This window comes from Pseudomonas sp. TAA207 (genome assembly GCF_001529285.1).
GTDB lineage: Bacteria > Pseudomonadota > Gammaproteobacteria > Pseudomonadales > Pseudomonadaceae > Aquipseudomonas > Aquipseudomonas weihenstephanensis.
Genome location: NZ_LLWJ01000069.1, coordinates 41988 through 67748, shown reverse-complemented (window position 1 = coordinate 67748; position 25761 = coordinate 41988). Strand labels below are relative to the sequence as shown.

Annotated in this window: 15 protein-coding genes and 1 pseudogene; 9 read left to right on the top strand and 7 right to left on the bottom strand. The window is 61.1% G+C overall.

The features are described from left to right. Window positions 1-24: 24 nt before the first annotated feature. The 3 genes and pseudogenes from AP059_RS15945 to AP059_RS15935 form a co-directional block, all read right to left on the bottom strand. Complete coding sequence (locus AP059_RS15945; RefSeq protein ID WP_059763640.1) at window positions 25-1797, bottom strand: protein-disulfide reductase DsbD; 1773 nt, start codon at window positions 1795-1797, stop codon at window positions 25-27. Between the two features lie 123 nt (window positions 1798-1920). Beyond that, window positions 1921-2436 (bottom strand): annotated as a pseudogene (locus tag AP059_RS23085) (methyl-accepting chemotaxis protein); the annotation flags it as partial. A 1499-nt stretch (window positions 2437-3935) separates the two neighbouring features. After that, complete coding sequence (locus AP059_RS15935; protein WP_059763398.1) at window positions 3936-5606, bottom strand: response regulator; 1671 nt, start codon at window positions 5604-5606, stop codon at window positions 3936-3938. Window positions 5607-5891: 285 nt separating this feature from the next. Between AP059_RS15935 and AP059_RS15930 the strand changes: the two genes are divergently transcribed. The 4 genes from AP059_RS15930 (at window position 5892) to speA (ending at window position 10242) form a co-directional block, all read left to right on the top strand. After that, on the top strand, window positions 5892-6959 hold the full coding sequence (locus tag AP059_RS15930) for a DUF2333 family protein (RefSeq protein ID WP_048364356.1): 1068 nt from the start codon (window positions 5892-5894) through the stop codon (window positions 6957-6959). A 3-nt stretch (window positions 6960-6962) separates the two neighbouring features. Further along, window positions 6963-7511: an NUDIX hydrolase gene (locus AP059_RS15925; RefSeq protein WP_059763397.1), complete on the top strand. Its 549-nt coding sequence runs from the start codon at window positions 6963-6965 to the stop codon at window positions 7509-7511. A gap of 225 nt (window positions 7512-7736) precedes the next feature. Further along, window positions 7737-8108 carry a translation initiation factor Sui1 gene (locus AP059_RS15920; RefSeq protein ID WP_048364354.1) on the top strand — a complete coding sequence of 124 codons (372 nt, stop codon included), beginning with the start codon at window positions 7737-7739 and terminating at the stop codon, window positions 8106-8108. A 217-nt stretch (window positions 8109-8325) separates the two neighbouring features. Further along, window positions 8326-10242, top strand: a complete 1917-nt coding sequence (gene speA, locus AP059_RS15915; RefSeq protein ID WP_048364353.1) for an arginine decarboxylase — start codon at window positions 8326-8328, stop codon at window positions 10240-10242. A 75-nt stretch (window positions 10243-10317) separates the two neighbouring features. On the opposite strand, the gene AP059_RS15910 is transcribed toward speA, so the two are convergent. After that, window positions 10318-11664: an MATE family efflux transporter gene (locus tag AP059_RS15910; protein WP_059763396.1), complete on the bottom strand. Its 1347-nt coding sequence runs from the start codon at window positions 11662-11664 to the stop codon at window positions 10318-10320. A gap of 174 nt (window positions 11665-11838) precedes the next feature. On the opposite strand from AP059_RS15910, the gene AP059_RS15905 reads away from it, so the two are divergent. Beyond that, window positions 11839-16731: an alpha-2-macroglobulin family protein gene (locus AP059_RS15905; protein WP_059763395.1), complete on the top strand. Its 4893-nt coding sequence runs from the start codon at window positions 11839-11841 to the stop codon at window positions 16729-16731. Between the two features lie 48 nt (window positions 16732-16779). Here the strand turns inward: AP059_RS15905 and AP059_RS15900 are convergent, their stop codons facing one another. Beyond that, the gene (locus AP059_RS15900) at window positions 16780-17073 is read right to left on the bottom strand and encodes a hypothetical protein (RefSeq protein WP_048364350.1); all 294 of its coding nucleotides are present in this window, start codon (window positions 17071-17073) and stop codon (window positions 16780-16782) included. Between the two features lie 87 nt (window positions 17074-17160). On the opposite strand from AP059_RS15900, the gene pbpC reads away from it, so the two are divergent. The 3 genes from pbpC to AP059_RS15880 all read left to right on the top strand — a co-directional run bounded on the left by pbpC (window position 17161) and on the right by AP059_RS15880 (window position 23651). Then, the gene (gene pbpC / locus AP059_RS15895; protein WP_082706801.1) at window positions 17161-19503 is read left to right on the top strand and encodes a peptidoglycan glycosyltransferase PbpC; all 2343 of its coding nucleotides are present in this window, start codon (window positions 17161-17163) and stop codon (window positions 19501-19503) included. A 381-nt stretch (window positions 19504-19884) separates the two neighbouring features. Next, window positions 19885-21786 (top strand): collagen-like triple helix repeat-containing protein, encoded by a 1902-nt coding sequence (locus tag AP059_RS15885; RefSeq protein WP_082712471.1) that lies wholly within the window; start codon window positions 19885-19887, stop codon window positions 21784-21786. A gap of 182 nt (window positions 21787-21968) precedes the next feature. Further along, entirely contained in the window at window positions 21969-23651 is a 1683-nt protein-coding gene (locus AP059_RS15880; RefSeq protein WP_059761670.1) for a ShlB/FhaC/HecB family hemolysin secretion/activation protein, read from the top strand. A 108-nt stretch (window positions 23652-23759) separates the two neighbouring features. Here AP059_RS15880 and AP059_RS15875 read toward each other — a convergent pair whose 3' ends face one another. Beyond that, on the bottom strand, window positions 23760-24170 hold the full coding sequence (locus AP059_RS15875; RefSeq protein ID WP_059761671.1) for a response regulator: 411 nt from the start codon (window positions 24168-24170) through the stop codon (window positions 23760-23762). Between the two features lie 65 nt (window positions 24171-24235). Beyond that, entirely contained in the window at window positions 24236-24463 is a 228-nt protein-coding gene (locus tag AP059_RS15870) for a Flp family type IVb pilin (RefSeq protein ID WP_082706721.1), read from the bottom strand. Window positions 24464-24806: 343 nt separating this feature from the next. Between AP059_RS15870 and cpaB the strand changes: the two genes are divergently transcribed. Beyond that, entirely contained in the window at window positions 24807-25742 is a 936-nt protein-coding gene (cpaB, locus tag AP059_RS15865; RefSeq protein WP_059761672.1) for a Flp pilus assembly protein CpaB, read from the top strand. Window positions 25743-25761 lie beyond the last annotated feature (19 nt).

The following is a 25761-nucleotide window of genomic DNA, read 5'->3' as shown; positions in this document are numbered from 1 at the left end:
CGCGCAAAGTTTGTGACTCAGGTGCTAGATCTGGTCATTCGCCTTGACGACACGTTCGGCGAAGTCTTGTGCATTGATCTCGCCAATGACCCGTTGGTCACTGATTTCTGAGCCCTTTTTGTCAAAGAACATCAGTGCAGGAGGCCCGAACAGTTGGTAGCGGTCGAGCAGGGCGCGTTGCTCGGGGTTGCTGGCGGTGATGTCGAAACGCACCAGTTGATAGCCTTTGAGTAAATCCAGCACACGCGGGTTGTTCAGCACCTCGTGCTCAATCACTTTGCAGCTGATGCACCAGTCGGCGTACCAGTCGAGCAACAGCGGTTGCCCTGCGGCTTTGGCTTGGGCCAGTGCGGCGTCAAGCTGTGCCGGGGTGCTGACGGTGAGCCATTGGCTGGCGGGTTGTGCGGCGCTGCCCTGGGTTGCGCTAGGGGTCTGGCCAGGTCCAGGTTTGAGGGGATCGCCCTGGCCGCTTAATGCGCCATACCAACACATGAGCGCGTAAACCAGCAGGAACAGGCCCACCAATTGCGCAAGACGCTGGCGAGGGGACTTGTCGATAAACTCCAGCGTGCCGAGAAACAGGCTCACCCCGGCGGCCAGAAAGCCGACCAACAGCAAGGTGGCCGGGCCGGGCAGAACGCGGCTGAGCAGGCCGATGGCCAAGCCCAGCAGCAACACGCCAATGGCATTTTTCACCGTGACCAGCCACGGTCCGCTTTTAGGCAGCCAGGCCGCGCCGCCGGTGGCGACGATCACCAGCGGAGTGCCCATGCCCAGCCCTAACACGAGCAACTTCAAGCCGCCGCCCAATGCATCGCCACTGGCGCTGATATACAGCAGCGCACCGGCCAGCGGCGCCGACACGCAGGGCGATACCAGCAAGCTGGAGACCACGCCCAGTACGGCGGCGCCCCACAACGAGCCGCCTTGGGTGTTATTGGCCACACGGTCCAGGCGATTGCTGAGGGCGCGTGGCAGTTTGAGTTCGAACACCCCAAACATCGCCAGCGCAAACACTGCAAAAAACATCGCGAACGGCACCAGCACCCAGGCGGACTGCAAGCGTGCTTGCAGATTGAGCTGAGCGCCGAACATGCCCATCAGCGCGCCGAGCAGGGCAAAGCAGGCAGCCATTGGCAGCACGTAAGCCAGCGACAGGCTGAAACCGCGCCACCCGCCGACCTGGCCGCGCAACACCACCCCCGACAGAATCGGCAGCATTGGCAGCACGCACGGGGTAAAGGTCAGGCCCAGCCCCGCCAGGAAAAAGATCGCCAGTTCGCGCCAGCTCCAGGATGCAGTCGGGGCGCCGGGAGTGGCGGCGTCGGCGGCTGGCGTGCCTTCAATATTCAGGCGTACGGTTTCGGGCGGGTAGCACAAGCCCTTGTCGGCGCAGCCTTGATAGGTGACCACCAGCGTGAACGCCCGCGGATCGTTGGCTGGGCGTGGCACGTCCACGTCAACGATGCCGTGATAGACCTGCACATCGCCGAAATACTCATCATGCTTGGGTTCGCCAGGCGGCAATTGCACCGGACCAAGAGCCACATCGGCTGGCTCGGCCTTGAAGGCGAAACGGTGTTGGTACAGGTAATAACCGTCGGTCGGTACAAAGCGCAGCTTGATGTTTTCAGGGGTGCTCTGGATCAGGTTGAGCTTGAACGCCTCGCTGACCGGCAAGAAATCGCGGCTGTTATTGATCGCCCCCAGCGTGGCGCTGGGTCGGTTATCCAGCAACCCCGCGCCCAGGGCTGGCACGGCGAAGAGTAAACACATAAGCAAAAGCAGGCGGCGCATAGTGATCTCGCAAATCAAACGTGCGGCCATGATAACGGACTGAGAAACACTGTGCAGGTCAGCTTCGAGCACGCACACCTGTAGCCGTTACGGGCTTTTTGCAGTCGGGCGCTGCCTGCGGGGTCACACCCGAAACGCTTGCACGGCGGCGTTCAGCTCGCCGCCCAGCACCAGCAAACGTTCGCCCTGATCACGGCCCTGGCCGATGCGTTGCAGGTTGTCATCGCCCAATTGGTGAATACGCTCACTGTGATCGCGGATTTCACTGACCGCGCCACTCTGCTGGGCGGTGACGTCGGCAATGCGCACAGCGGTGTCCGCGATGGTGGCAATCGCCTCGACGATTTCATCCAGTGCGCCGTCCGCTGCCTGAGCCTGTTGTGCCGTCGCCTGTGCGTGTACCACTTGGGCGCGCATGCCTTCTACCGATTGGCGCGCGGCTGCTTGCAGCCCGCCGATCAAGGTTTGAATTTCCCCGGTGGCGCCAGCTGTGCGCTGCGCCAAGGTGCGCACTTCTTCGGCCACCACGGCAAATCCGCGGCCCATCTCGCCTGCGCGGGCGGCTTCAATCGCGGCGTTGAGCGCCAACAGGTTGGTTTGGTCGGCAATCGAGCGAATCACCGTCAACACGCCGCCAATCGTTGCGGACTCTTCGGCCAACTGCTCGATCATTTGCGCGTTGCCTTGCACCTCGCCCACCAGCGCATGCAGGCCGGTCAGGCTTTGACCGATCACGCGCTGACCCTGCGCCACGGCCAGTCCGGCACTGCGGCTGGCATCGGCCGCTTGGCTGGCGTCCCCTGCGACCTGAGAAATCGTGGCTTCCAACTCGCCCAGCGCATCGCGGATTTGAGCCGTGTCCCCCGCTTGCCGTTCGGCGCCACTGTGCAGCCCGTTGCTCAGTTCGGCCAAGGCTTGGCTGCTGCCCGCCACTTGTTCGGCGTTTACGCGCAAGGTGCCGACCAGATTGACCAGATACGTGCGCAGCCGATTGAGTGAAGCCTGAATGTCGTGCAACTCGCGGTTGGTGTTGCCCAGTTGAATATCGCGGCTGAAGTCCCCTTGCGCCCACGTCCCGAGCATCGGCGCCAGGTGCGTCAGTACCTTGGCCAGCTTGCGTTGCAGGGTGTCGATCAACAGCGCGATCAGCAGGATGAGGGCAATCATCACGGCTTGAATCAACCGCACTTCTTGCTGGATCTGCCCGTGCTCGGCGCGCACCACCGGCTCAAGCCCGGCAATGGCCTGTTGCACCGCGTCCAATTTCACATGGGTGGCTGCGGCCAGTTGTGTGCGTTGCTCGATTTGTGTTTGCGTGCGTTTAAGTTCGCCAGGGTAGCGATTGAGCAGGTTATTGAGCTCGCGCTTGAGGCTGACAGCAGCGTCCTCTGCTTGCCCGCTCTGTTGGGACTCAAGCCCCATCAGGGCGGCAAAATCATCGCTGGCCGAGGCGCTTTTGGCACTGACGCCGAGCAAGGGCAGTGCGTCGAGGGTGTGGGCTTGAGCCTGGAGAGTTGTCAGTTCGCGTTCCACGTCAGAAGCCAGTTCACTGCGCCCGCTGCTCACGAGCTTTTCGCGGCTCAGCGATAGCTTGGCCACGTGCTGAAACGCCTCAACCAGAGGGCTTAAATAGTCCTGCGCGGCGGGTGCAGAGCTTTGGCTGGCGTACTGGGCGAGTTGCTCCAGAGTGGCGCCTAGCTCGCGCTCGGCCTGAATCAGCAACGCTTGCGGGTCGCCGGCCAATTTGCCCGCCGCCAGCAGCTCGCTGTTGCTGTAGGCGCTCAGGCTTTCAAGGCTGGGGCGCAAGGCGCTGGCCAGTGCGGGCGGTAAGGGGCCTAACTCGGTTTTCAGCGTGTCGAGCGCCGTCGTGGCATCGCTTAAACGCAGGGCATCGCCGCTGGCCAAGTAATCTTCAATATTGCGCGCGACCTGATTCTGGAACTGCTGTGACAGGTTGACGTAACGCTCCATCAATAAAAATGGCCGCTCCAGCGCGTGTTGCGACCACCACAACGTAGCGCCGAGAGCGAGGCAGACGGCGACCAGCAACGCAGTATTGAGGTTGGTAAGCAGCTTCAGGCGCATGTGGGATTTTGCCTACGACGCATTGAGAAGCGGCTGAAGTTATTGCACTGGCGTTACAGCGATGTGACGGAATCCTGCAATTCCATGCAAATAGTGGCAATTGGCCTTGCCGGGTGGTAGCGCTCGACCAGATTGCGTCCATTATTTTTGGCGCGGTACAGCGCTTCGTCCGCCTGCGAGGCCATGATCAGGCCGTCAGTGTCGCCCTTGAGTTCAACCACGCCTGCGCTGAACGTGCAGCACAGATCGGTGGGCTGCGCCGGGTAATGGATTTCGGCAAAGCGCTGGCGAATGGTGTTCAGCACCTTGTGCGCGGCCTCCTGATCCGTGTCCGGCATGACGATGGCGAATTCCTCGCCGCCGTAACGGCCAATGAAATCGGTCTTGCGCAGGCGTTGTTTGAGAAACAGCGCCAGGCTTTTGATCACGCGGTCGCCCATTGGGTGGCCGTAGGAGTCGTTGACCCGTTTGAAATGGTCGATGTCGATCATCGCAAAGCTCAGCGGACGGTCTTCGCGGCGTGCGCGAAAGGTGCAGTCTTCGAGCAGTTGCAGGATGTGAGTGTGGTTGTACAGGCCGGTGAGGCTGTCACGCACCATGCGCGCTTTAAGGTGCCGCGCACGGGCAGCCCGGTTGCGCACGGTGGTAATCAAATGGCGCGGCTTGATCGGCTTGGTCAAAAAGTCGTCGCCGCCCTCGCTCATGGCGTCCAGTTGCTTGTCCAGGTCGTCTTCGGCCGACAAGTAAATGATCGGCACGCTGACGTAGCGATCATTGTGGCGGATCACCTTGGCCAGTTCGGTGCCGGTGCAGGCGGGCATGTACATGTCGAGGATGATCAGGTCGGGCTGGAAATCCGCCAGTTCAGCCATCGCCTGAATCGGTTCGATGAGGGTGCGGGTGACGATGCCGGCGCTGTTGAGCAGGCGCTCGGTGTGCAGCGCTTGCGCCCTTGAATCGTCGATGATCAGCACTTTGTACGGTTCGTACTGCGCCACGCAGGTCAGTACCTCGATTTTTTCCATCAGGCTGGAGGCTTCGAGGGTGCCGGTCAGAAACTCTTGCCCGCCTGCGCGCACGGCCGCCAGACGGGTCGGGGTGTCGGTTTCGTGCAGGCTGAAAAATAACAGGGGCAGCTTTTGCTCCAGGCCCAATTGGGCTTGTGCCGCCAGTTCCAGGCCCAGGTTTGCGCCACTGAAGTCCACGTCCATCACAATCGCGGCCGGCAAGCGTTCGACCATCGCACTGCGAAACGCTTTGACGCTGGTGATTGATTGCGCGCCCAGGCCGAAGAAATCCAGCTGTTTAGCCAGCCGTTCAGCACGGTCAAGGTCTTGCAACAAGATGTAGACGGGTTTGCGCAGCGGCGGCAGGAACGTCTGCTCCAGTTGATCGCCGTGGCGCAAACCGGTACGCGACAGGCGCTGCATCAAACGGTTGAGGTCGCTAATCAGCGTGCTGCTCAACCGCCCACCATTGGCATCAATGTGTTGCAGTGCGTCGCTGATGGCGCGCGCCAGTTGTGAGTGCTCGGGTTGTTCAAAGCGTTCGGCAAAGCGCAGCAGGCGTTGATTCGCCTCGCTGAGTTCGGCCAGGTCTGGCGGGGACCACTCGTTGCCCTGCAAGCGTTGCCAGATCTCAAGAATTTGACGTGCCTGGTGGATGACCCGTTGGGCAAAGTGGTTCTTTAGGCGCTCGCGGCTAGGGTCTTCTTGCTCGGTCATATCCTGACTGCTTCGTGAGGGGGCATGCTGAGGTTCGACTGGTGGCTCTATGCTAGCACCTCTTTCAAAATGCACGAGTCCCCGCTTGAAATTAACTGCCAGCGTGCCATTTTTAATCGTTGCGATGGGTGTGGCAGCGTCGCGAGCATGATTTATAGTGCCGCTCGCGCCACCAGACCGTCTTGTTGCAGATCAACCTGCAGGCGATTTAAAGCAGGTACCGAAGGCACGATGGGTTAGGGTTGTGGTCGAACCGTTGAATTCAGTAATCGAAAGGATATAGCCATGCTGGACTGGAAAAAACGTGAGGGCAGCGCCCGCGAATCGGTCAAAGAGACCAAAACAGCGCCGCGTGGCTATTTCAAAAGCATTCTGCTAAGCCGCTCAATCGCGACGCTGTTGGGCGTGTATGTGCTGGTATGCCTGGGCTTTGGCTGGTACTGGAGCCAGGAGCCTGACCTGTTCCCGGTGCAGCAAAATGCCCAGCAGGCGGCTGACCGTGACGGCAAGCAAATGGTGCCGGGGTTCACCACGGTTGAAACCCTCAAAACCGTGGCCGGTACGCTGCTCAACAAGCCGGGCGGCTATTTGTCCAATGACCGCTTCCCGCCAGGCGTGCTGCTCGACAACATCCCAAGCTGGGAATACGGCGTGCTGGTGCAAGTGCGTGACCTGACCCGCGCCCTGCGCAAAGACTTCGCCCGCTCGCAATCGCAGTCGGCCGAAGATGCGGATTTGGCCAAGGCCGAGCCACGTTTCAACTTCGACAACAAGAGCTGGATGCTGCCATCCAGCGAGTCTGAGTATCAGGAAGGCATCAACTCGCTGAGCCGCTACCAGGCGCGCCTGTCCGACCCGAACCAGAAAAACGCACTGTTCTACGCCCGTGCCGACAACCTGAACAACTGGCTGGGTGATGTGGGCACGCGTTTGGGCTCGTTGTCGCAGCGCCTGTCGGCCAGTGTGGGTCGGGTCAAGCTCAACAGCACGCTGAAAACCGAGTCCTTGCAACCGGGCCAAGTGCCGGTGGTGGATGAAGAAATCGTCGAAACACCGTGGATGCAGATCGACAACGTGTTCTATGAAGCACGCGGTCAGGCATGGGCGTTGTCGCACCTGTTGCGCGCCATCGAAGTTGACTTTGCCGACGTGTTGGCTAAAAAGAACGCAACGGTCAGTGTCCGTCAGATCATTCGCGAGCTGGAAGCAGCACAAGAGCCTGTCTGGAGCCCGATGATTCTCAATGGCAGCGGTTATGGCATGTTGGCCAACCATTCGTTGGTCATGGCCAACTACATCTCCCGCGCCAATGCGGCGGTCATGGACCTTCGTCAATTGCTCTCACAAGGATAAGTGATGGCTATTTCAGCCTTGGAGGCCGCGCACCGTACGGCCTCTGATGCCGAGCAAGTCGCCTGGGTCGATCGTGAAGACCGGTTATTGGGTGTCTTGCCTCGTGCCGAACTGCGTGACCGAGGGTTAATCGGGCGCGGCACGTTCATTCTGTTATTCAATTCGGCGGGTGAGCTGTGCGTGCATCAGCGCACGCTGAGCAAGGCGCTGTACCCCGGCTACTGGGACGTGGCGGCGGGCGGCATGGTGGGGGTGGATGAAAGCTACGCCGACTCCGCCGCCCGCGAGCTGCAAGAAGAGCTGGGTGTCAGCGGTGTGCCGTTGACCGCCCATGAGCGCTTCTATTTTAAGGGTGAGGATAATCACCTGTGGTGTGCGGTGTTTTCAGCCATCTGGGACGGGCCGTTGCAGGTCCAGCCTGAAGAAGTGCAAAGCGCCAGCTTTATGCCGGTGGCCGAGGCGTTGCGCCGCAGTCAAACCCAGCGCTACTGCCCGGACTCACTGGCGGCGCTCGAACGTTACCTGGTCCAGACCCCGACAATTTCTTCGTAGGCGCAGGTGAAGGCGCCGTGGTGTGAAAACGTTTGTAAATTGCCGCTGATTGGCTCTTGGGCACCGGCGATTTTGTCGTTACACTGCGCGACCTTTTTCAGGCTCAAGCGGTTCGCCGCCTGAGTTGCGCTGCCCCTGCCAGAGTGGGGCTTCGCGGTCGGTAACCCCTGATGCTCCCGCGTCATGTGCTGGCCAATTTTTCGTCCTCCATCTAGAGGATTGCCGGTGGCCAAAAAAGCCGCATCCTTCGCCGCCCTTGGTGGCTTGGTATTTTCCACCGACGCAGGTCGTCACTGTCCGGACTGTCGTCAGCCGGTGGACGCCTGTACCTGCAAACAAACCCGCATCCCCGAAGGTGACGGCATTGCTCGCGTGCGCCGCGAAAGCAAAGGCCGTGGCGGCAAGACCGTGACCACCATCACCGGTGTGCCACTGGCCGAAGACGCCCTCAAAGACCTGGCCACTACGTTGAAAAAACGCTGTGGCACCGGTGGTGCGTTGAAAGACGGCATCATCGAGATCCAGGGCGAGCACGTTGATCTGCTGTTAGCCGAATTGGTCAAACTCGGGTTTAAAGCCAAGAAGTCCGGCGGCTAGCAGCCTCTGTGAAAACCACCGCTGAGCCAGGCTGTTGCCCCACCGGGCTGACAGTCACCGCTGGCCATGGTTTTCACAGAGCCTGTTACGACGGGTTTCTAAACTCCACGCTGTGATCAGGGTCTACCCCTGTGCAGACGAATCTTCATATTCACGCTTTAGACTGCGCCAGCTTGCTTTCAGGCTGGGCTATTTGACTTATTTATAGGGGACTTCGATGTCCGTACGACGCACACGCAAAGACGATGGCAGCCAATGGACAGTTGCGGACAGCCGCAGTGTTTACGGGATTCGCCATTGGGGGGCCGGGTATTTCGCGATCAATGAAGCCGGTCGCGTAGAAGTCCGTCCGAACGGCCCGAACAGCTCGCCCATCGATCTGTACGAGCAAGTCGACGAACTGCGTAAAAGCAGCGGTTTGTCCTTGCCGTTACTGGTGCGTTTCCCGGATATCCTGCAAGACCGTGTACGCCAACTGACCGGCGCTTTCGATGCCAACATCGAGCGTCTGGAATACCAGAGCAAGTACACCGCGCTGTACCCGATCAAGGTGAACCAGCAAGAGGCGGTGATCGAAAACATCATCGCCACCAAAGACGTGTCGATTGGCCTTGAAGCCGGCTCCAAGCCTGAGCTGCTGGCCGTGCTGGCGCTGGCCCCTAAAGGCGGCACCATCGTGTGCAACGGTTACAAGGACCGCGAGTTCATTCGTCTGGCGCTGATGGGCCAGAAGTTGGGTCACAACGTGTTCATCGTGATCGAGAAAGAGTCCGAAGTGGACCTGGTGATCGAAGAAGCGGCCTCGCTCAAGGTCAAGCCACAAGTGGGCCTGCGCGTGCGCCTGTCGTCCCTGGCCTCCAGCAAGTGGGCAGACACCGGCGGCGAGAAATCCAAGTTTGGTTTGTCGGCGGCGCAGTTGTTGTCGGTGGTTGAGCGCTTCCGCGCCGCCGGTCTGGACCAAGGCATTCGCCTGCTGCACTTTCACATGGGGTCGCAGATCGCCAACCTGGCTGACTATCAGCACGGCTTCAAAGAAGCGATTCGCTACTATGGCGAGCTGCGCAACCTCGGCCTGCCGGTAGACCACATCGACGTGGGCGGCGGTCTGGGCGTGGATTACGACGGCACGCACTCGCGCAACGCCAGCTCGATCAACTACGACATGGACGATTACGCCGGTGTTGTGGTCGGCATGCTCAAAGAGTTCTGCGACGCGCAAAACCTGCCGCATCCCAACATCTTTTCTGAAAGCGGCCGCTCCCTGACCGCGCACCACGCCATGCTGGTGGTGCAAGTGACCGACGTCGAAAAACACAACGACGACGTGCCGCTCATCGAGAACAAAGAAAGCCTGCCTGAAACCGTGCAATGGCTGGTGGACCTGCTGGGCCCGACCGACATTGAAATGGTCACCGAAACCTACTGGCGTGCCACGCACTACATGAGCGACATTGCCGCCCAGTACGCAGACGGCAAGATTTCCCTGGCTGAAAAAGCCTTGGCTGAGCAATGCTACTTCGCCGTTTGCCGTCGCCTGCACAACTCCTTGAAAGCGCGTCAGCGTTCGCACCGCCAAGTGCTGGACGAACTCAATGACAAGTTGGCCGACAAGTACATCTGCAACTTCTCTGTGTTCCAGAGCCTGCCGGACACTTGGGCAATTGGCCAGGTACTGCCGATTTTGCCGTTGCACCGCTTGAACGAAGAGCCGCTGCGCCGTGCCGTGTTGCAAGATTTGACCTGCGACTCTGATGGCAAGATCAAGCAATACGTCGACGAGCAAAGCATCGAGACCAGCTTGCCGGTCCACAGCCTGAACGAAGGCGAAGACTATTTGCTGGGCATCTTCCTGGTGGGCGCTTATCAGGAAATCCTCGGTGACATGCACAACCTGTTCGGTGACACCGACTCGGTGAACATCTACCAGAACGCTGACGGCAGCGTGTACCACGCCGGTATCGAGACCCACGACACCATCGAAGACATGCTGCGCTACGTGCACTTGTCGCCCGAGGAGTTGATGAATCACTACCGTGACAAAGTGGCCAGCGCCAACATCAGCGTCAAAGAGCGCGCCCAGTACCTGGACGCCTTGCGTCTGGGCCTGACGCGTTCGTCGTACCTGTCTTCGTAAGTTTCGCCACGCCTAGAAAACGCCGCCCTTTGGGCGGCGTTTTTGTTTTGCGCAGGCGCTGGCGAAGTGCGCTGATTAGCGGGGATGGAACCATTCGTCTTTGCGCTGCATGCGCCATGCATACGCACCCAGCGTGACGCTGCGCAGCACCATGAACAGCAGAAAACTTATCCACAGCCCGTGATTGCCATACTGGTGCAACGCCCAGGCGACGGGCAGGGCGATGATCACGCTGATCACCATCGCGTTACGCATTTCACGGGCACGGGTGGCGCCAATGAACAACCCGTCCAGCAAGTAACTCCACACCGCGATCAGCGGCAACAGCGCCAGGTACGGCACGTACTGGAAGGCGGTGTCGCGCACGCTCGGGATGTCGGTCTGCATTGCGATAAACAAATGCCCGCCGAACAAAAACAGCACCGCAAACCCTGCGCTGGCAATCAGCGACCAACCGCTGGCCACCACCATCGAACGGCGCAAGGCGGTGCGATCGCGGGCGCCGATGGCGTGGCCGCACAGGGCTTCTACGGCATGCGCCAAACCGTCCAGCGCATGCGCCGCCAACAACAAACCGTTGAGCAACAGTGCATTGGCCGCCACCGTGGCATCACCCAGTCGCGCACCTTGCAAGGTGATGAGGAAGAACACCGATTGCAGCATCAGGCTGCGGATGAAAATGTCGCGGTTGACCCCCAACAGCGGTTTCCAGTTGTGCCACACCCGCAGCGCGGCCCACACCACCGTGCCCGGAAACCGGCGCAGTGCGCCGCGAGTCAGCCACAGGCCGAGCAGGGCGCCGCTCCACTCGGCAATCACCGAGGCGCGCGCCGAACCGACCACGCCCCAGTCCAGCCCCAGGACAAACCACAGGTTGAGGGCGATGTTCACCAGGTTGGTGGTGAGCAAAATCGCCAGCGGTGCCCGCGCGTTTTGCGTGCCCAAAAACCAGCCGACCAACGCATACGTGGCCAACGCACCGGGCAAGCCAAACAGGCGCGTGTGGAAGAAGTCCAGCGTCAACGCGTGCAGCTCGGCTGAGGGCTGCATCACGCTCAGCGCGATCCCGCTGAACGGAATCGCAATGGCCCCCAGAAACAGGGAGAGCAACACGCTAAGAGACAAGCCTTGCAACAAAATTTGCCGCAACGCCGTACCGTCTCCGCGCCCGGCGGCCTGGGCGGCGAAACCGGTGGTGCCCATGCGCAAAAAGCCCATCATCCAGGCCAGGAACACATACAGGCTGGCGCCCACGGCGACGGCACCCAATTGATGGGCGTGGGGCAAGTGGCCGATGACCGTGCTGTCGACCAGCGCCACCAGCGGCACAGAAATATTGGACAAAATCATCGGCGCCGCCAGCGCCCAAACCCGGCGATGGGTGAGGCGGTCGCGCCAGTCGGCAAGCAGGGAAGACGACATGCAGGCTCCTTAAGGGGGCGGCATTGTAACCGGATGATGGCTGGCGTAGTCGCTGTCGAGGCACGAAGGCGGCGAGAGTCGACCATCGATCGCAGCCTTCTTGCCTCGACAGCGACTACGCGCGGCGCGCTGTTATATAGTCCCTCCCTTAAATGCCTAGCCAACGAGTACACCATGTTTAACAAAGGACTGTTCCTGGCCTGCGCGCTGGCGCTGCTGAGCGCTTGCGACTCTTCCTCTTCCGGCAAGCCTGCGGCGCCCACGGCGTCTGTTGCAGCGCAAGCCGCCAAACCGGTGCAGGATGTCAAAACCCTTGCCGAGCGCTACGCCGGGCGCGAGTTAAGCGTGGTGGATGTTTCCGAAGTGCAACTGGACGGTGCCAGCACCTTGTCCGTGAGTTTCTCGGTGCCGTTGGACCCGCAGCAACATTTTGGCGATAAATTGCATCTGGTGGATGCCAAGACCGGCAAGGTCGACGGTGCCTGGGAACTCTCCGACAACTTGATGGAGTTGCGCCTGCGCCACCTTGAGCCGCAGCGCAAATTGATCTTCACGGTTGACCCCGGTTTGCGGGCAGTCAACGACGCCAAACTGGCTAGCGAGTATGTCAGCCGTCTCGAAACCCGCGACCTGCAACCCACTGTCGGCTTCGCCAGCCGCGGCACGCTGCTGCCGACCCGTCTGGCCGAAGGCTTGCCCGTCATCGCGCTGAACGTCGATAAAGTCGATGTGGAGTTCTTTCGGGTCAAGCCCGAATCCTTGCCGGCGTTTCTCAGCCAATGGGGCCGCAACAGCAGCCTGCAAAGCTATGAAGCCAAGGACCTGCTGGGCATGGCCGACCTGGTATACGGCGCGCGCTTTGACCTGAATCCGGCACGCAATACCCGCGAAACCGTGATCCTGCCCACCTCGGGCATCAAACCGTTGCAGCAGCCGGGGGTGTACCTGGCGGTGATGAAAGCCAGCGGCACTTACAACTATTCAACCCCCGCCACCCTGTTCACGCTCAGTGATATTGGCCTTTCGGTACACCGTTATCAGAAGCGTCTGGATGTCTTCACTCAGGCGCTGGAAGGCGGCAGTGCGCTGGGCGACGTGGAGCTGGAACTGCTCGACGGCAAAGGCAAAATGCTCGCCCAAGGCAAGACCGGCAAGGACGGCCATGCCGAGCTGGCATTGCCACCCAAGGCCGAGGTGCTGTTGGCGCGTCAGGGCGATCAAACCAGCCTGCTGCGTTTGAACACCGCCGCGCTGGACCTGGCCGAGTTCGACATCGGCGGCCCGCGGGCGCACCCGCTGCAATTTTTTGTGTTTGGCCCGCGTGATTTGTATCGCCCCGGCGAAACCGTGTTGCTCAACGCCTTGCTGCGTGACCGTGATGGCAACCCGGTCAAGCCACAGCCGGTGAGTGTTGAAGTGCGTCGCCCGGACGAGCAGGTCAGCCGCAAGTTTGTCTGGGAGCCGGATGCATCGGGTTTCTACCAATACCCGCTGCAACTGGCCAGCGAAGCCCCGACCGGGCGCTGGCAACTGGTGTTTGATCTGGGTGACGGCAAGCCGCAGCTCTATGAGTTTTTGGTTGAAGACTTCCTGCCCGAACGCCTGGCGCTGGAACTCAAGGGCAGCGATACGCCGCTGCGCCCCGATCAAACCGCCGAGATTCAGGTCAATGGCCGCTATTTGTACGGCGCCCCGGCGGCCGGTAATCGCCTGAGTGGTCAGGTCTATGTGCGTCCTTTGCGTGAAGCGGTTAAAGCCTTGCCCGGCTATCAATTTGGTTCGGTGACCGAACAGGAATTGACCCAGGACTTTGAGCTCGATGAAAGCGTGCTCAACGCGCAAGGCGAAGAAACCATCAGCCTTGAAAGCAAGTGGAGTGACGCCAAATCGCCGCTGCAATTGATCGTGCAAGCCAGTTTGCAAGAGTCGGGCGGACGCCCCATTACCCGTCGACTGGTGCAACCGGTGTGGCCAGCCGAACGCCTGCCGGGGGTGCGCGGTCTGTTTGAGGGCACTGAAACCAACGGCGACGGCCCGGCTGAATTCGAGGTGCTGATTGCGGACAACGCGGGCAACAAACTGGCGGCCGATAACGTCAACGTGCGGCTGATTCGTGAGCGCCGTGACTACTACTGGAACTACTCGGACAACGATGGCTGGAGCTATCACTACAACGAGAAGTTTTTGAATCTGGGCGAAGAAACCGTGAGCCTCAAGGCAGGCGGCACGGCTAAAGTCAGTTTCCCGGTGGAATGGGGCCCGTACCGGGTTGAAGTGCAAGACCCGAAAACCGGGCTGATCAGCAGCCTGCGATTCTGGGCTGGGTATCAGGCACAAGACAACGCCGAAGGCGGTGCGGTGCGTCCCGATCAGGTCAAGCTGGCCTTGGACAAAGCCGCGTATGCCGATGGCGACACGGCCAAAGTCACCGTCACACCGCCCGCCGCAGGCAAAGGCTACTTGCTGGTTGAAGGCAGCGACGGTCCGCTGTGGTGGGAAGAAATCGACGTGCCGGCCGAGGGCAAAACCTTCGACGTCAAACTGGATCCGCGCTGGGCGCGTCACGATTTGTATGTCAGCGCGCTGGTGATTCGTCCCGGCGAGCGCAAAACCAACATCACCCCGAAACGCGCCGTGGGCGTGCTGCACCTGCCGCTGGATCGTTCACAGCGCAAGCTGGCGCTGACGCTGGATGCCCCGCAAAAGATGCGCCCCAAGCAACCGCTGACGGTCAAGATCCACGCCAAAAACGCAGACGGCAGCATCCCCAAACAAGCCCATGTGTTGCTGGCGGCGGTGGACGTGGGTGTACTCAATATCACCGACTACCCGACACCCGACCCGTACGCCAGCCTGTTTGGGCGCAAGGCCTATGGTGCTGACCAACTGGATATTTACGGGCAACTGATCGAAGCCGGGCAGGGCCGTTTGGCCAGCATGGCGTTCGGCGGTGACGCGGCGCTGGCCAAAGGCGGCAAGCGCCCGGCCACCAGCGTGACCATCGTCGCGCTGCAAAGCGCCCCCGTGACCCTGAACGAGCAGGGCGAAGGCGAAGTCAGCGTCAACATTCCCGATTTCAACGGCGAGCTGCGCTTGATGGCGCAAGCCTGGACCGACGACCGCTACGGCATGGCACAAGCCACCACCGTGGTCGCCGCACCGCTGGTGGCCGAGCTGGCTGCGCCGCGTTTCATGGCGGGCGGCGACGAGACCCGGCTGGCGCTGGACCTGTCCAACCTCACCGACACCCCGCAAACCCTCGATGTGCGTTTGAACACCGAAGGTCAACTCAGCCTGCTGGGCCTGGACACGCAAAAAGTGACGCTCAGCCCCGGTCAGCGCAGCACCTTGCAGATCCCGGTCAAAGCCCTGGGCGGCTACGGCACCGGGCAGGTGAACGTCACGGTCAACGGGCTGAACCTGCCCGGTGAAACACTGGCGCCGTTCACCCGCCAATGGACCTTGGGCGTGCGCCCGGCGTACCCGGCGCTGCTCAAGCATTACCGCACCGTGCTTAATGATCAGCCGTGGAGCCTGCCCGAAGGCGAGTTGCAGGCGTTCGAGCCAGCGGGGCGTGAAGCCATGCTCAGCCTGTCGAGCCGTCCGCCGTTGAACCTGGGCGAACAGATCCGTGCGCTCAAGGCGTACCCGTACGGTTGCTCCGAACAAACCACCAGTGGTTTGTACCCGGCGTTGTATGCCGATGCAGCCTTGCTTAAACGGCTGGGCCTTGAAGGCGAGCCGGATGCCGAGCGTAAACGCAAAATCGAGATGGGCATCGAACGCCTGCTGGGCATGCAGCGTTACAACGGCAGCTTCGGCCTGTGGGGCGCAGACGGTCAGGAAGAGTATTGGCTGACGGCGTATGTCACCGACTTCCTGTTGCGCGCCCGCGACCAAGGTTACGCGGTGCCGCCTGACGCGCTGAAAAAGGCCAGCGAGCGCCTGCTGCGATACGTGCAGGAGCGCAACCTGATCGAAGCCGATTACAGCAACAACCTCGATCACACCCGCTTTGCCGTGCAAGCGTACGCCGCTCTGGTATTGGCGCGCAGTCAACAAGCACCGTTGGGGGCGCTGCGCAGTATTTTTGAGCGTCGCAGTGATGCGCGTTCGGGTCTGCCGCTGGTGCAACTGTCGATTGCCTTGCAAAAGATGGGTGACCAGCCTCGCGCCGATCAAGCCTTGGTGGCGGGTTTGGCCGTGACCCGCACAGCCAATGAGTGGCTGGGTGATTACGGCAGCCCGCTGCGTGATCAGGCGCTGATTCTGGCCCTGCTCGAAGAAAACAACCTGATGAGCGGCCAGCGCGAAGCCCGTGTATTCGCGCTGTCTGACCAACTGGCCGCCAACCCGTGGTTGTCGACCCAGGAGCGCAACTCGTTGTTCCTCGCCGGTCGTGATTTGCTGAGCAAACCTGAGCAGGACTGGTCGGCGCAACTCACCAGCGCTGGCCAAACCCGTGAGCTGAACAACGCCCAGCCGGGGCTCAAACTGGAGGGGCCGTTGTTGGCATCACCGCTGACCCTGCGCAACCAAGGCAGCGTACCGGTGTACCAACAGCTGACGATTTCGGGTTATCCACAGCAGGCACCCGCCGCGGGGGGTGAAAACATGAGCATCCGCCGTGACTATCTGGGCATGAACGGCGAACCGTTGAACCTGAAAAACCTGCAAAGCGGCGATCTGGTATTGGTGCACCTGGCCGTAACGGCCAAGCAGCGTGTACCGGATGCCTTGGTGGTGGACTTGCTGCCAGCGGGGCTTGAACTGGAAAACCAGAACCTGGGCCAGAGCGCTGCCAGCCTTGAAAACGCCAGCAGCCAGGTCAAGCAATGGCGCGAATCGATGCAGAACGCCAGCGTGCAGCATCAGGAGTATCGCGACGACCGTTACGTGGCCGCCCTCAACCTGGACGGTTATGGCACCGCGCACTTGTTGTACCTGGCGCGGGCCGTGACGCCTGGCACCTACCGTGTGCCGCCACCGCAAGTGGAGTCGATGTACCGTCCCAACTGGCAAGCCGTAGGCGAAACACCGGGTGACATGGTGATCAAGGGCCGCTAACCCCCCTACAGCAGGAGTGAGGCCCGCTCGCTCCTGCTGCACGGTGTTTCAGCTAATGACCCAACTCAACACCCACAGCCCCAATAGCAGCCAGATGACGCCACCGATGATGGACGCCCGCATGAAGGCGCGTACCGCGTTGTACAAAAACAGCAACCCGATGACCAGCACGGCGATGCTCACGATCGAGGTGTCCATGCCCAGCGCACGGGCCATGCCATCGATGAAATTACCGCCCGCCTGGGTGATCGCGTTGAACAGGCCACTCAGGCTTTCGACGATCCAGCGCACCAACGTGCCCAACCATAGGCCCAGATTTCCAACAAAACTTTCGACGTGCATGGGGGATGTTCCGATTAATAAGACGGCCACTGTGCCAGAGATACCCATTGGGCAACCAGTCAGGATGCAAAGTTGCGTAACCCGCGAATGTTAGTGTCGACCCGGCTTAAAAAGATCCTGTGCTGCAGCCTCGCCAGCGTGCTACTGGCGTGCGCCTTGCTGTGGCTGGCCGACCGCGTGTGGCCGCTGCCGTTGCCCAAGGATGACTTGGCCCGCGTGGTGCTGGCCGAAGACGGCACACCGCTGTGGCGCTTCGCCGATGCCAACGGCGTGTGGCGCTACCCGGTGAGCACGGATCAGGTGTCGGCGTATTACCTCGACGCGTTGCTGACCTATGAGGACCGCTGGTTTTTCCGTCACCCCGGCGTTAACCCGTTGGCGCTGGGGCGTGCGGCGTGGCAAAACCTCACGGGCGGGCGCGTGTTGTCGGGCGGCAGCACCTTGTCGATGCAGGTTGCGCGCCTGCTCGATCCGCACGAGCGCACACTGACCGGCAAGGTGCGCCAACTGTGGCGCACGGCGCAGCTGGAATGGCATTTGTCCAAGGACCAGATCCTCAACCTGTACCTCAATCGCGCGCCGTTTGGCGGCACGTTGCAAGGTGTTGCGGCGGCCAGTTGGGCCTACTTGGGCAAGTCGCCGCAGCACCTCACGCATTCCGAAGCGGCGCTGTTGGCCGTGCTGCCACAAGCCCCGAGCCGGTTGCGCCCTGACCGGCACCCGGCGCGGGCGCAGGTGGCGCGCGACAAAGTGCTGCGGCGCGTGGCCGAGTACCGGGTGTGGCCACAAACGGCGGTGGACGAAGCACTGCAAGAGCCGTTGTTGCTGGCTCCACGTCTGGAGCCAAGCCTGGCGCCGTTGCTGGCGCGGCGCTTGAATCGCCCCCACAGCCCGCCGCTGATCCGCACCACACTGGATGCCAACTTGCAGCGTCGCCTTGAAGACCTGCTGCTGGGTTGGCGCGCCCGGTTGCCCGACCACACCTCGGCGGCCATTGTGGTGGTCGAGACCGAGAACATGGCGGTGCGTGCGTACTTGGGGTCGGTGGACATCAACGACACGCGGCGCTTTGGCCATGTGGACATGATCAGCGCGCTGCGTTCGCCGGGTTCCACGCTCAAGCCGTTTTTGTACGGCATGGCGATGGACGCAGGGCTGATTCATTCCGAGTCACTGCTGCAAGACGTGCCACGGCGCTACGGCGATTACCGGCCGGGGAATTTCTCGATGGGCTTCAGTGGCCCGGTGTCGGCCAGCGCGGCGTTGGCCATGTCGCTTAACTTGCCTGCGGTGCAATTGCTCGAAGCCTACGGGCCGAAACGGTTCGCCGCGCACATGCGCAATGGCGGCGTGCCCTTGAGTTTGCCTGCGCTGGCGGAACCCAATCTGGCATTGATTCTGGGCGGCGCAGGCAGCCGACTGGAAGACCTGGTCAGTGGTTACAGTGCATTGGCGCGCGACGGTAAAAGCGCCAATTTGCGCTTGCAACCCAGCGATGAACTCCACGAGCGTCGTTTGTTATCGCCGGGTTCAGCATGGGTTATCCGGCGCATCCTCAGTGGTCAGGCACGCCCTGATCGTGACCCTCGTGCCGAACTGGTGCAGCGGCCGTCGCTGGCGTGGAAAACCGGCACCAGTTATGGCTTTCGCGATGCACTGGCGATAGGCGTGGGGCCGCGTTATTTGATTGGCGTGTGGATCGGGCGCCCTGACGGCACGCCGGTGCCCGGCCAGTTCGGCCTGGCGTCGGCAGCACCGCTGATGCTGCAAGTGCACGATGTATTGAGTAACCGCGACAGCCAGCGCGGTATTGTCGCGCCGGTGCAAGCGGTGCCGGGCAATGTCGGGGTGGCGGCCATTTGTTGGCCGTTGGGGCAGCCGCTGAACAAGGCAGATCCTAACTGCCGACGCCAGCGCTTTGCCTGGACGCTGGATCACACCACGCCGCCCACCTTGCTGGCGGCGGACCAACCTTTGGGCGTGGGCTTGCGCGAAACGATATGGGTCAATGCACAAGGTTTACGTGTGGGGGCGCAGTGCCCCGGCGCGCAGGAGCAAGACGTCGCCCTGTGGCCTGCGCCGCTGGAGCCGTGGCTGCCCAGGGTTGAGCGACGTGAAGCGCGCTTGCCCAAAGCCTCCACGCAGTGCCCGCCGCCTGCGCTGCATTCGGTCACGCCGCTGTCGATTGTGGGCGTGCGCGACGGTGACCGTTTGCGCCAGCCTGCCGCCAGTGTGCAAGCGCTACGGCTCACGGTGTCGGCGTTGGGTGGGGACGGGCGCCGTTGGTGGTTTCTCAATGGCGCGCCATTGGGCGACAGCGCTCACCAGGACTCACTCAGCACCACGCTTGAGCAACGCGGGCGTTATGAGCTGAGCGTACTCGACGAAGGCGGGCAAACTGCGCGGGTCGGGTTCAGCGTGGTGGAGTAACTCGCTGTAGTTGCTGGCGCAGGTTGCGCTTAAGCCCGTGGGGCTGTCGAGGAAACGGGCCTGCCAGGCAGTCCATCGCAGCCTGCGGCAGCGACTACAGCCAAGGTGTCAATTACGGTTATAGCGTTCGTTATAGTCGGCTGACGAAGTTTTTTAAAACGTGAGAAATCCGTGATATTCCAGGGTTTTTTTAACCCTGATCCCTCCCTAAGTATTAATCCCCAAGAGTATTAAACGCCTCGTTATATAAGGGGTTAATACCAAGTTGTGAATTGTTCAAACGGACCCTTGGGGTTGTTATGTCTGTAACGGATGAACGTATCTCTGACGACAGAGCAGAGAACTTTCGAACTCAGGCAAGCAGGTGCAAGGGAATCGATCATGAATACTCAACTGTGGTTAAAAACAAGTACTGCCTTACTGTTGGTCATGACTGTCAGCCTGTCGGGTTGCAGCAGCGGCGGTGGCGGTTCTAAAAGTCATGTGGCTGCCAGTACCCCCGACAGCAGCACAGGCGGAGGCGATGGCGGTACGGGCGGCGGAACCGATGGTGGAACTGGCGGTGGCGATGGTGGCGGAACTGGCGGCGGCACAGGCGGCGGCGATGGCGGCGGAACCGGAGGTGGCACAGGCGGCGGTGATGGCGGCGGAACTGGTGGTGGCACGGGCGGCGGCGATGGCGGCGGAACTGGTGGTGGCACGGGCGGCGGCACCGGTGGCGGAACTGGTGGTGGCACAGGCGGCGGCACCGGTGGCGGCACGGGCGGCGGCACCGGTGGCGGCACCGGTGGCGGCACGGGCGGAGGCACCGGTGGTGGCACTGGCGGCGGCACGGGCGGAGGCACCGGTGGCGGAACTGGCGGTGGCACGGGCGGTGGCACCGGTGGAGGCACCGGTGGTGGCACTGGCGGCGGCACGGGCGGTGGCACCGGTGGCGGAACGGGCGGCGGCACCGGTGGTGGAACAGGCGGAGGCACTGGCGCAGGGACCACGCCGTTAGTCACCGGTCAGGTTGTCAGCCAGATTGGCACGGCGCTCGGCGGTGTGGGCACAACGGTCAGTGGCCTGGGCAACACCTTGACCACCGTACCGGTGGTAGGCGCAGCCGGCGGTCTGGTGGTCAATACCGGTAATGCGGTGACCTCGGTCACAGACGGCATCACCAAGGGCATCGGCACCCTGGGCACTGACAAAGACTCGCTGGGCATCACTGTGGCAGGCGCGACGACTGCGGTGAGCGACCTGGGTAAAGGTGTCACATCGCTGGGCACGGGTGTCAGCACCCTGATCGACAACACGCCGATCAACCAGATACCGGTGGTGGGCGGTGTCGTGAATAAAGTCACGGACGCAACTGGCGGTGTGGTGGGCAATTTGGGCAATACCGTCACGATGCTTGGCAATACCTTGACCGGCTCTGTCACGACCGGACCGTTGGGTAAGGTGACGGGCGGGGTGAATGACAAAGTGCTGGTGCCGGTGATCTCGCTGGTGGAAAACGTCACCGGCAAAGTGGGCACAACGACAGGCGTTGGCGCTCCCGTGGACGGTTTGCTGAACAAAGTAGGCACGGTGGTGGGTGGCCTCGGTGACAAGGTGGCGGGCACGGGTAATGGCAACCCGGTCACCAGCTTGGTAGGGGGTGTGTTGGGCGGCGTCGCGGGTGCAACTGATAAAGCCGGGGGTTATGTCAATCCAGCTCCGGCCACCGGTGGTGGCGCGGGGGGTGGTTCAGGTGGTTTGCCGGGCATCGCTGGCGCCGGCTTGCTGGAAACCGTCGGTGGCGTGGTTAACGGTGTCAGCACCGGTCTGGCAGGTGGCAGCACCAGCGGTGTGGTGGATGCGGCGGGCGCTAATGGCAATGCCCTGGGCAATACCGTGGCGTCCATCGGTGGGGCGTTGGGCGGCACAGGTGTCGCAAATAACGCAGCCGGAGCGCCTTTGGCCGCAGTCACCACCACGGTCGGCACCGCGCTTAACCCGGTCACCAGTGCGGTGACGACGGTCACGCAAAACGTCGGGGCGGCGACGGGCGTGGGCGCACCGGTCAGTGGCCTGCTCAATCAAGTGGGCGGTGCAGTCAGCAGTGTCGGGGTCAAAGTGGATGCGGGCAGCAACAATCAAGTGGTGAGCGCGGTCGGTCAAACGGTCAATACCGTGGGCGCTACAGTGGGGGCTGTCGGGGGGCTGTTGAACGGTGGCACACCCGCCCAGGGCGGGGCTGCAACCGGTGGTCTGGGTGGCGTACTCGGTGGCCTGGGCAATCTGGGCAAGAAAAACTAACGAATTGCACCTGGCCGGTTCGACGGCCTTACCTACAGCGCCTACAGTTGGTTGAGACGAGAGGTTCAGATGAATCTCTCGTCTTTTTTCATGCGAGGAATGTAGGAATTGCACCGGGTAGCGTTGCAGTCAGACGACGCGTCCACCTCGTCATGTCGCGGTTGTTGACCAAGGAGTGTCATATGCGTACTTGCGTTCCTTTTCTGTGTCTGGCTTTGACCCCGTATGCGTTGGCTGAGCCGCTGCCGCGTTTTCTCAACAGCAATGACACGATGCAAACCCTGCCCACGCCCAACCTGCCGGTCGATGCTTATCGCCCGCAAAAGCCTGCGTTGCAACTACCCAAGCCTGGGGCCGTCGAACCACCGCCGCTGGTCATGGGCACGAAGCTGACCATTCGTAAATTGCAGATTGAAGGGGGCACGGTGTACCCGCTCAAGGAGTTGGGCGCGGCGTATCAACCGCTGCTTGGGCATGAAATCAGCCTGGCACAACTGATCGATGCCACGCGCACCCTCACCACGCGCTATCAAACCGATGGTTATCTGCTGTCTTACGCCTATCTACCGCCGCAGGACTTTGCGCAAGGGCTGGTGCGGGTGGTGCTGGTGGAAGGCTACATTCGTGACTACACCGTGCAAGGCGATGTCGGTCGGGTGAAAGGCTTTATTGATGAGTTGGTGGACAAGCTCAAGGGCGAGCGCCCTTTGACGCGTAAGACCTTCGACCGTTACGCAACGTTGATGGGCCGCATTCCGGGTGTCACCCTGCAAGCGCAAGTGCCGCCGCCGGGCACCACCGATGGCGCCTCAACCTTGACCATCAACGCCAGCCGCAAGCCGTTCACCACCAGCATGAGCCTCACCCAAGGCAGCCGTGACAGCACGCAGGCGTTGTTGGGTGTGAGCAGCAACTCGCAAACGGCGATGGCTGAGCAACTGACGTTGAGCGGGCTGTTCCCGCCGGGTAACGACAAAGAACATTACTACCGCATCGACTACAGCCAATACCTGAATGCCGAAGGCACCCAGTTGAGCCTGTACGGTGCGCGTTATCGCAGCGACCCCGGCAGCAGCATTGCCACCAGCGACGGCTTTGAACTCAAACCGCACCGCGAGAATGATCGCTTCTCGATTGGCGTCAGCCACCCGCTGATTGCCGCGCCTAACCAGTGGCTCAGCGTCGGCACGCGTCTGTATGGGGTGAACGACAGAACGGATTACGATGTGGTCGGTTTTCCGGTCAGCATCAGCGAAAAAACCGATGTGCGCGCCTTGGCGTTTGAGGGGGATTGGCGCAAATCCAATGCCAAGCAATTGCGCATCGTCAGCGCCGGTTTGTATCAGGGCATGAAGGGCTTGGGTGCCAAGAGCGAAACCAGCCTGACCGGTAACCAATACGACCTCGATTTTTTCCGCCTGCGCCTGTCGGGCGTACAGAGCGACACCTTCTTTGAAAACTGGCAGGGCGTGATGTCCGGCGCGTTGTATTGGAGCAGCGACAGCCTGCCCGACAGTGAGCGCGCGGTGTTTGGCGGGCAGAACTTTGGCCGTGGCTACCCCGACGACCAAGCCTCCGGCGACAAAGGCTGGGGGGTGGCGTATGAGGTCAACTACAGCTTTAACCGGGACGGTGAGTGGGTGAAATTGCTGCAGCCGTATGGGGTGCTGGACAAGGCCAAAACCTGGTTCAACGATTTACCGTTCAAAGGTTCGGACATGTCATCGGCGGCCGTGGGCCTGCGTTTTGGCGACAAGCGTTATTACAACATCGCCCTCGAAGTGGCCAAACCCATGTCCGACATGGCGCTGGACAGCTTCAACCGTCGCCCGCGCTACACCTTGAGCTTCAGTTACCAGTTGTAAGACGTACTTGGGGTGGCTGACCAAGGCTGCGATGTTTGACCTGCCACGTTCAACATCGCAGCTGGCGGCCGTTCCTACGCGGGGTACAGTGCTCACAATGACGGGGGATCAGTGCTCAGCCAGTCTTAGGGTGGGCAGTGGGAAGAGGTTGTTGAGGGTGTCGAACAGACGTACGTGGTAGATGGGTTTGCGGAACAGGTCCAGCACCTGCAAGCGCAGCAAATCACTGACATCGTCCATGTCGGCATGGCCCGACATGACAATCACCGGCAGATGTTGGCGGGCGGTGTGTTCGCGCAGGCGCTTGATCAGCGCAATGCCACTTTCTTCAGGCATGCGCAGGTCGGTGATCACCAGCGCAATGTCGGGGTGTTTGGTCAGCTGTTGCAGCGCGATCTTGACTGACACCGCGGTAAAGCAACAAAAACCCTCGCCCTCCAGCAGCTCGGCCAGCTCCAGAAGTGCGTCCTCTTCGTCATCCACAAGAAGCAGTTGTTGGCGTGACGAAGAGGCGGTCATCTTGCAGTCCTGTTGCTGGGGGAAAGGCCAAGTGTAGCCCTGACAGATAAAAGCGCAGGCTAAAACTAAGCTGGGGGTGTGCCGCCTATAGCCGTCGTAAGAGTATTGAATGTGTTTCTGACCGCACCTGAGATAGCGGGCACAAATGCCGCCAGTGCAACGGCAACCATCGCCGCAATAATCGCGTATTCAATACCTGATGCCCCGTCCTTGCGTTTGATCAGTTGCTGCGTGTGGTAGACGCAGAACGCCTGAACCGGCGCATACACTTTAAGAACAGTATCTAAAAGCATCTGACTTCTCCTTAGTGCGCCGAGGCGGGCACTGTGTAACGGTGGTGCGACATAATTCCTATTTGCCACCACAGCATTGTCAACAAAGCTCAAGCTCACAACTGTAAGAAAGGATTAATCACAAAGTATTAATCCATCCCGCTCAGGCGAAGCGGATCCAAAAAAGGTAAACAAATCAAAGTGGCTGATTTATCAGCTAGAAATAATCCGCTCAGTAATGGCGTTTTGTCCTAGCTGCGCTACCTTCAAATAGCGAAATGGTTGCAAGCCGTCTTGACGTTCATAGCTACCTGATTGCGAATGATTTTTCGTCTGCCTTACGCAGTGGGAAGGGAGTGCCAATATGAACAATCGTCGCAGTCTGGTACTGGCCGCCGTCCTTTTTTTAGGCGCCATTGCAGCCGGTTTTTGGGGGTTGATGTTGACCCGCAATCAGCCTGTTGCCCCCGTGCCTGTGGCCCAAGTGGTGGAGCAGGGCGCCGCTAATCTTGAGGATCAGACCAAGCAATCGGTGGTGGTGTTGAGCCGTGATGTAGCCCCGCATGTGGCCCTGACTGCCGAAGATTTGACGCTGGAAAAATTGCGTACAGCGCCCGTTGGCAGCTTGACCTCTATCGAACAGGCGGTGGGGCGAACGCCGTGGCGCGCGCTCAATGCAGGCACTTGGCTGACCGAACAAAGCTTCGAAGTGGGCGGGCCGCTGGCGCGCATGATTCGCCCGGACGAGCGTGCGCTGGCCGTGGCAATTGACGAGGTGAGCGGTGCTGCCGGGCAGTTTGGCCCCGGTGATTACGTTGATATTTTGTTGTTCCTGCGCCAGGACACGGCCAACCCTGAACCCTCGGCGCAACTGGTGCTGCCGGCGGTGCGGGTGTTGAGTCTGGGCGATGAACTGGGGCTGACCAGTGACGGCCAGCCCGCCAGCCCGGCACCCACGCCCGAGCAGGCGCAACAGCAAGCGGCGCGCCGGGTCAGTGCGCGCACGGTGGTGCTCGCCATTCCCGAACCATTGGTCAATCAATTAATGCTCGCGACGCAGGCCGGGACGTTGCGACTGGCGGTGCGCAGCGCGCAAGAACAGCGTTTGAGCAAGTACTGGTCTGGGGATGAAGACGCCTCCAGCAACGTGCAAGCGGCCAGGCGCGGGCTTTATCAGTTCAATCAATTAGCCATGGCAAGCCCGGTCGAAGCCCCGGCCACTCGCCCTGCTGGCGCCCCTCGGGTGCGCGGTATAGAGATTATTCGGGGCGCTCAAACCGCCCAACAGCCTGCCCAATAAAATTCCTGATCTGCAAGGA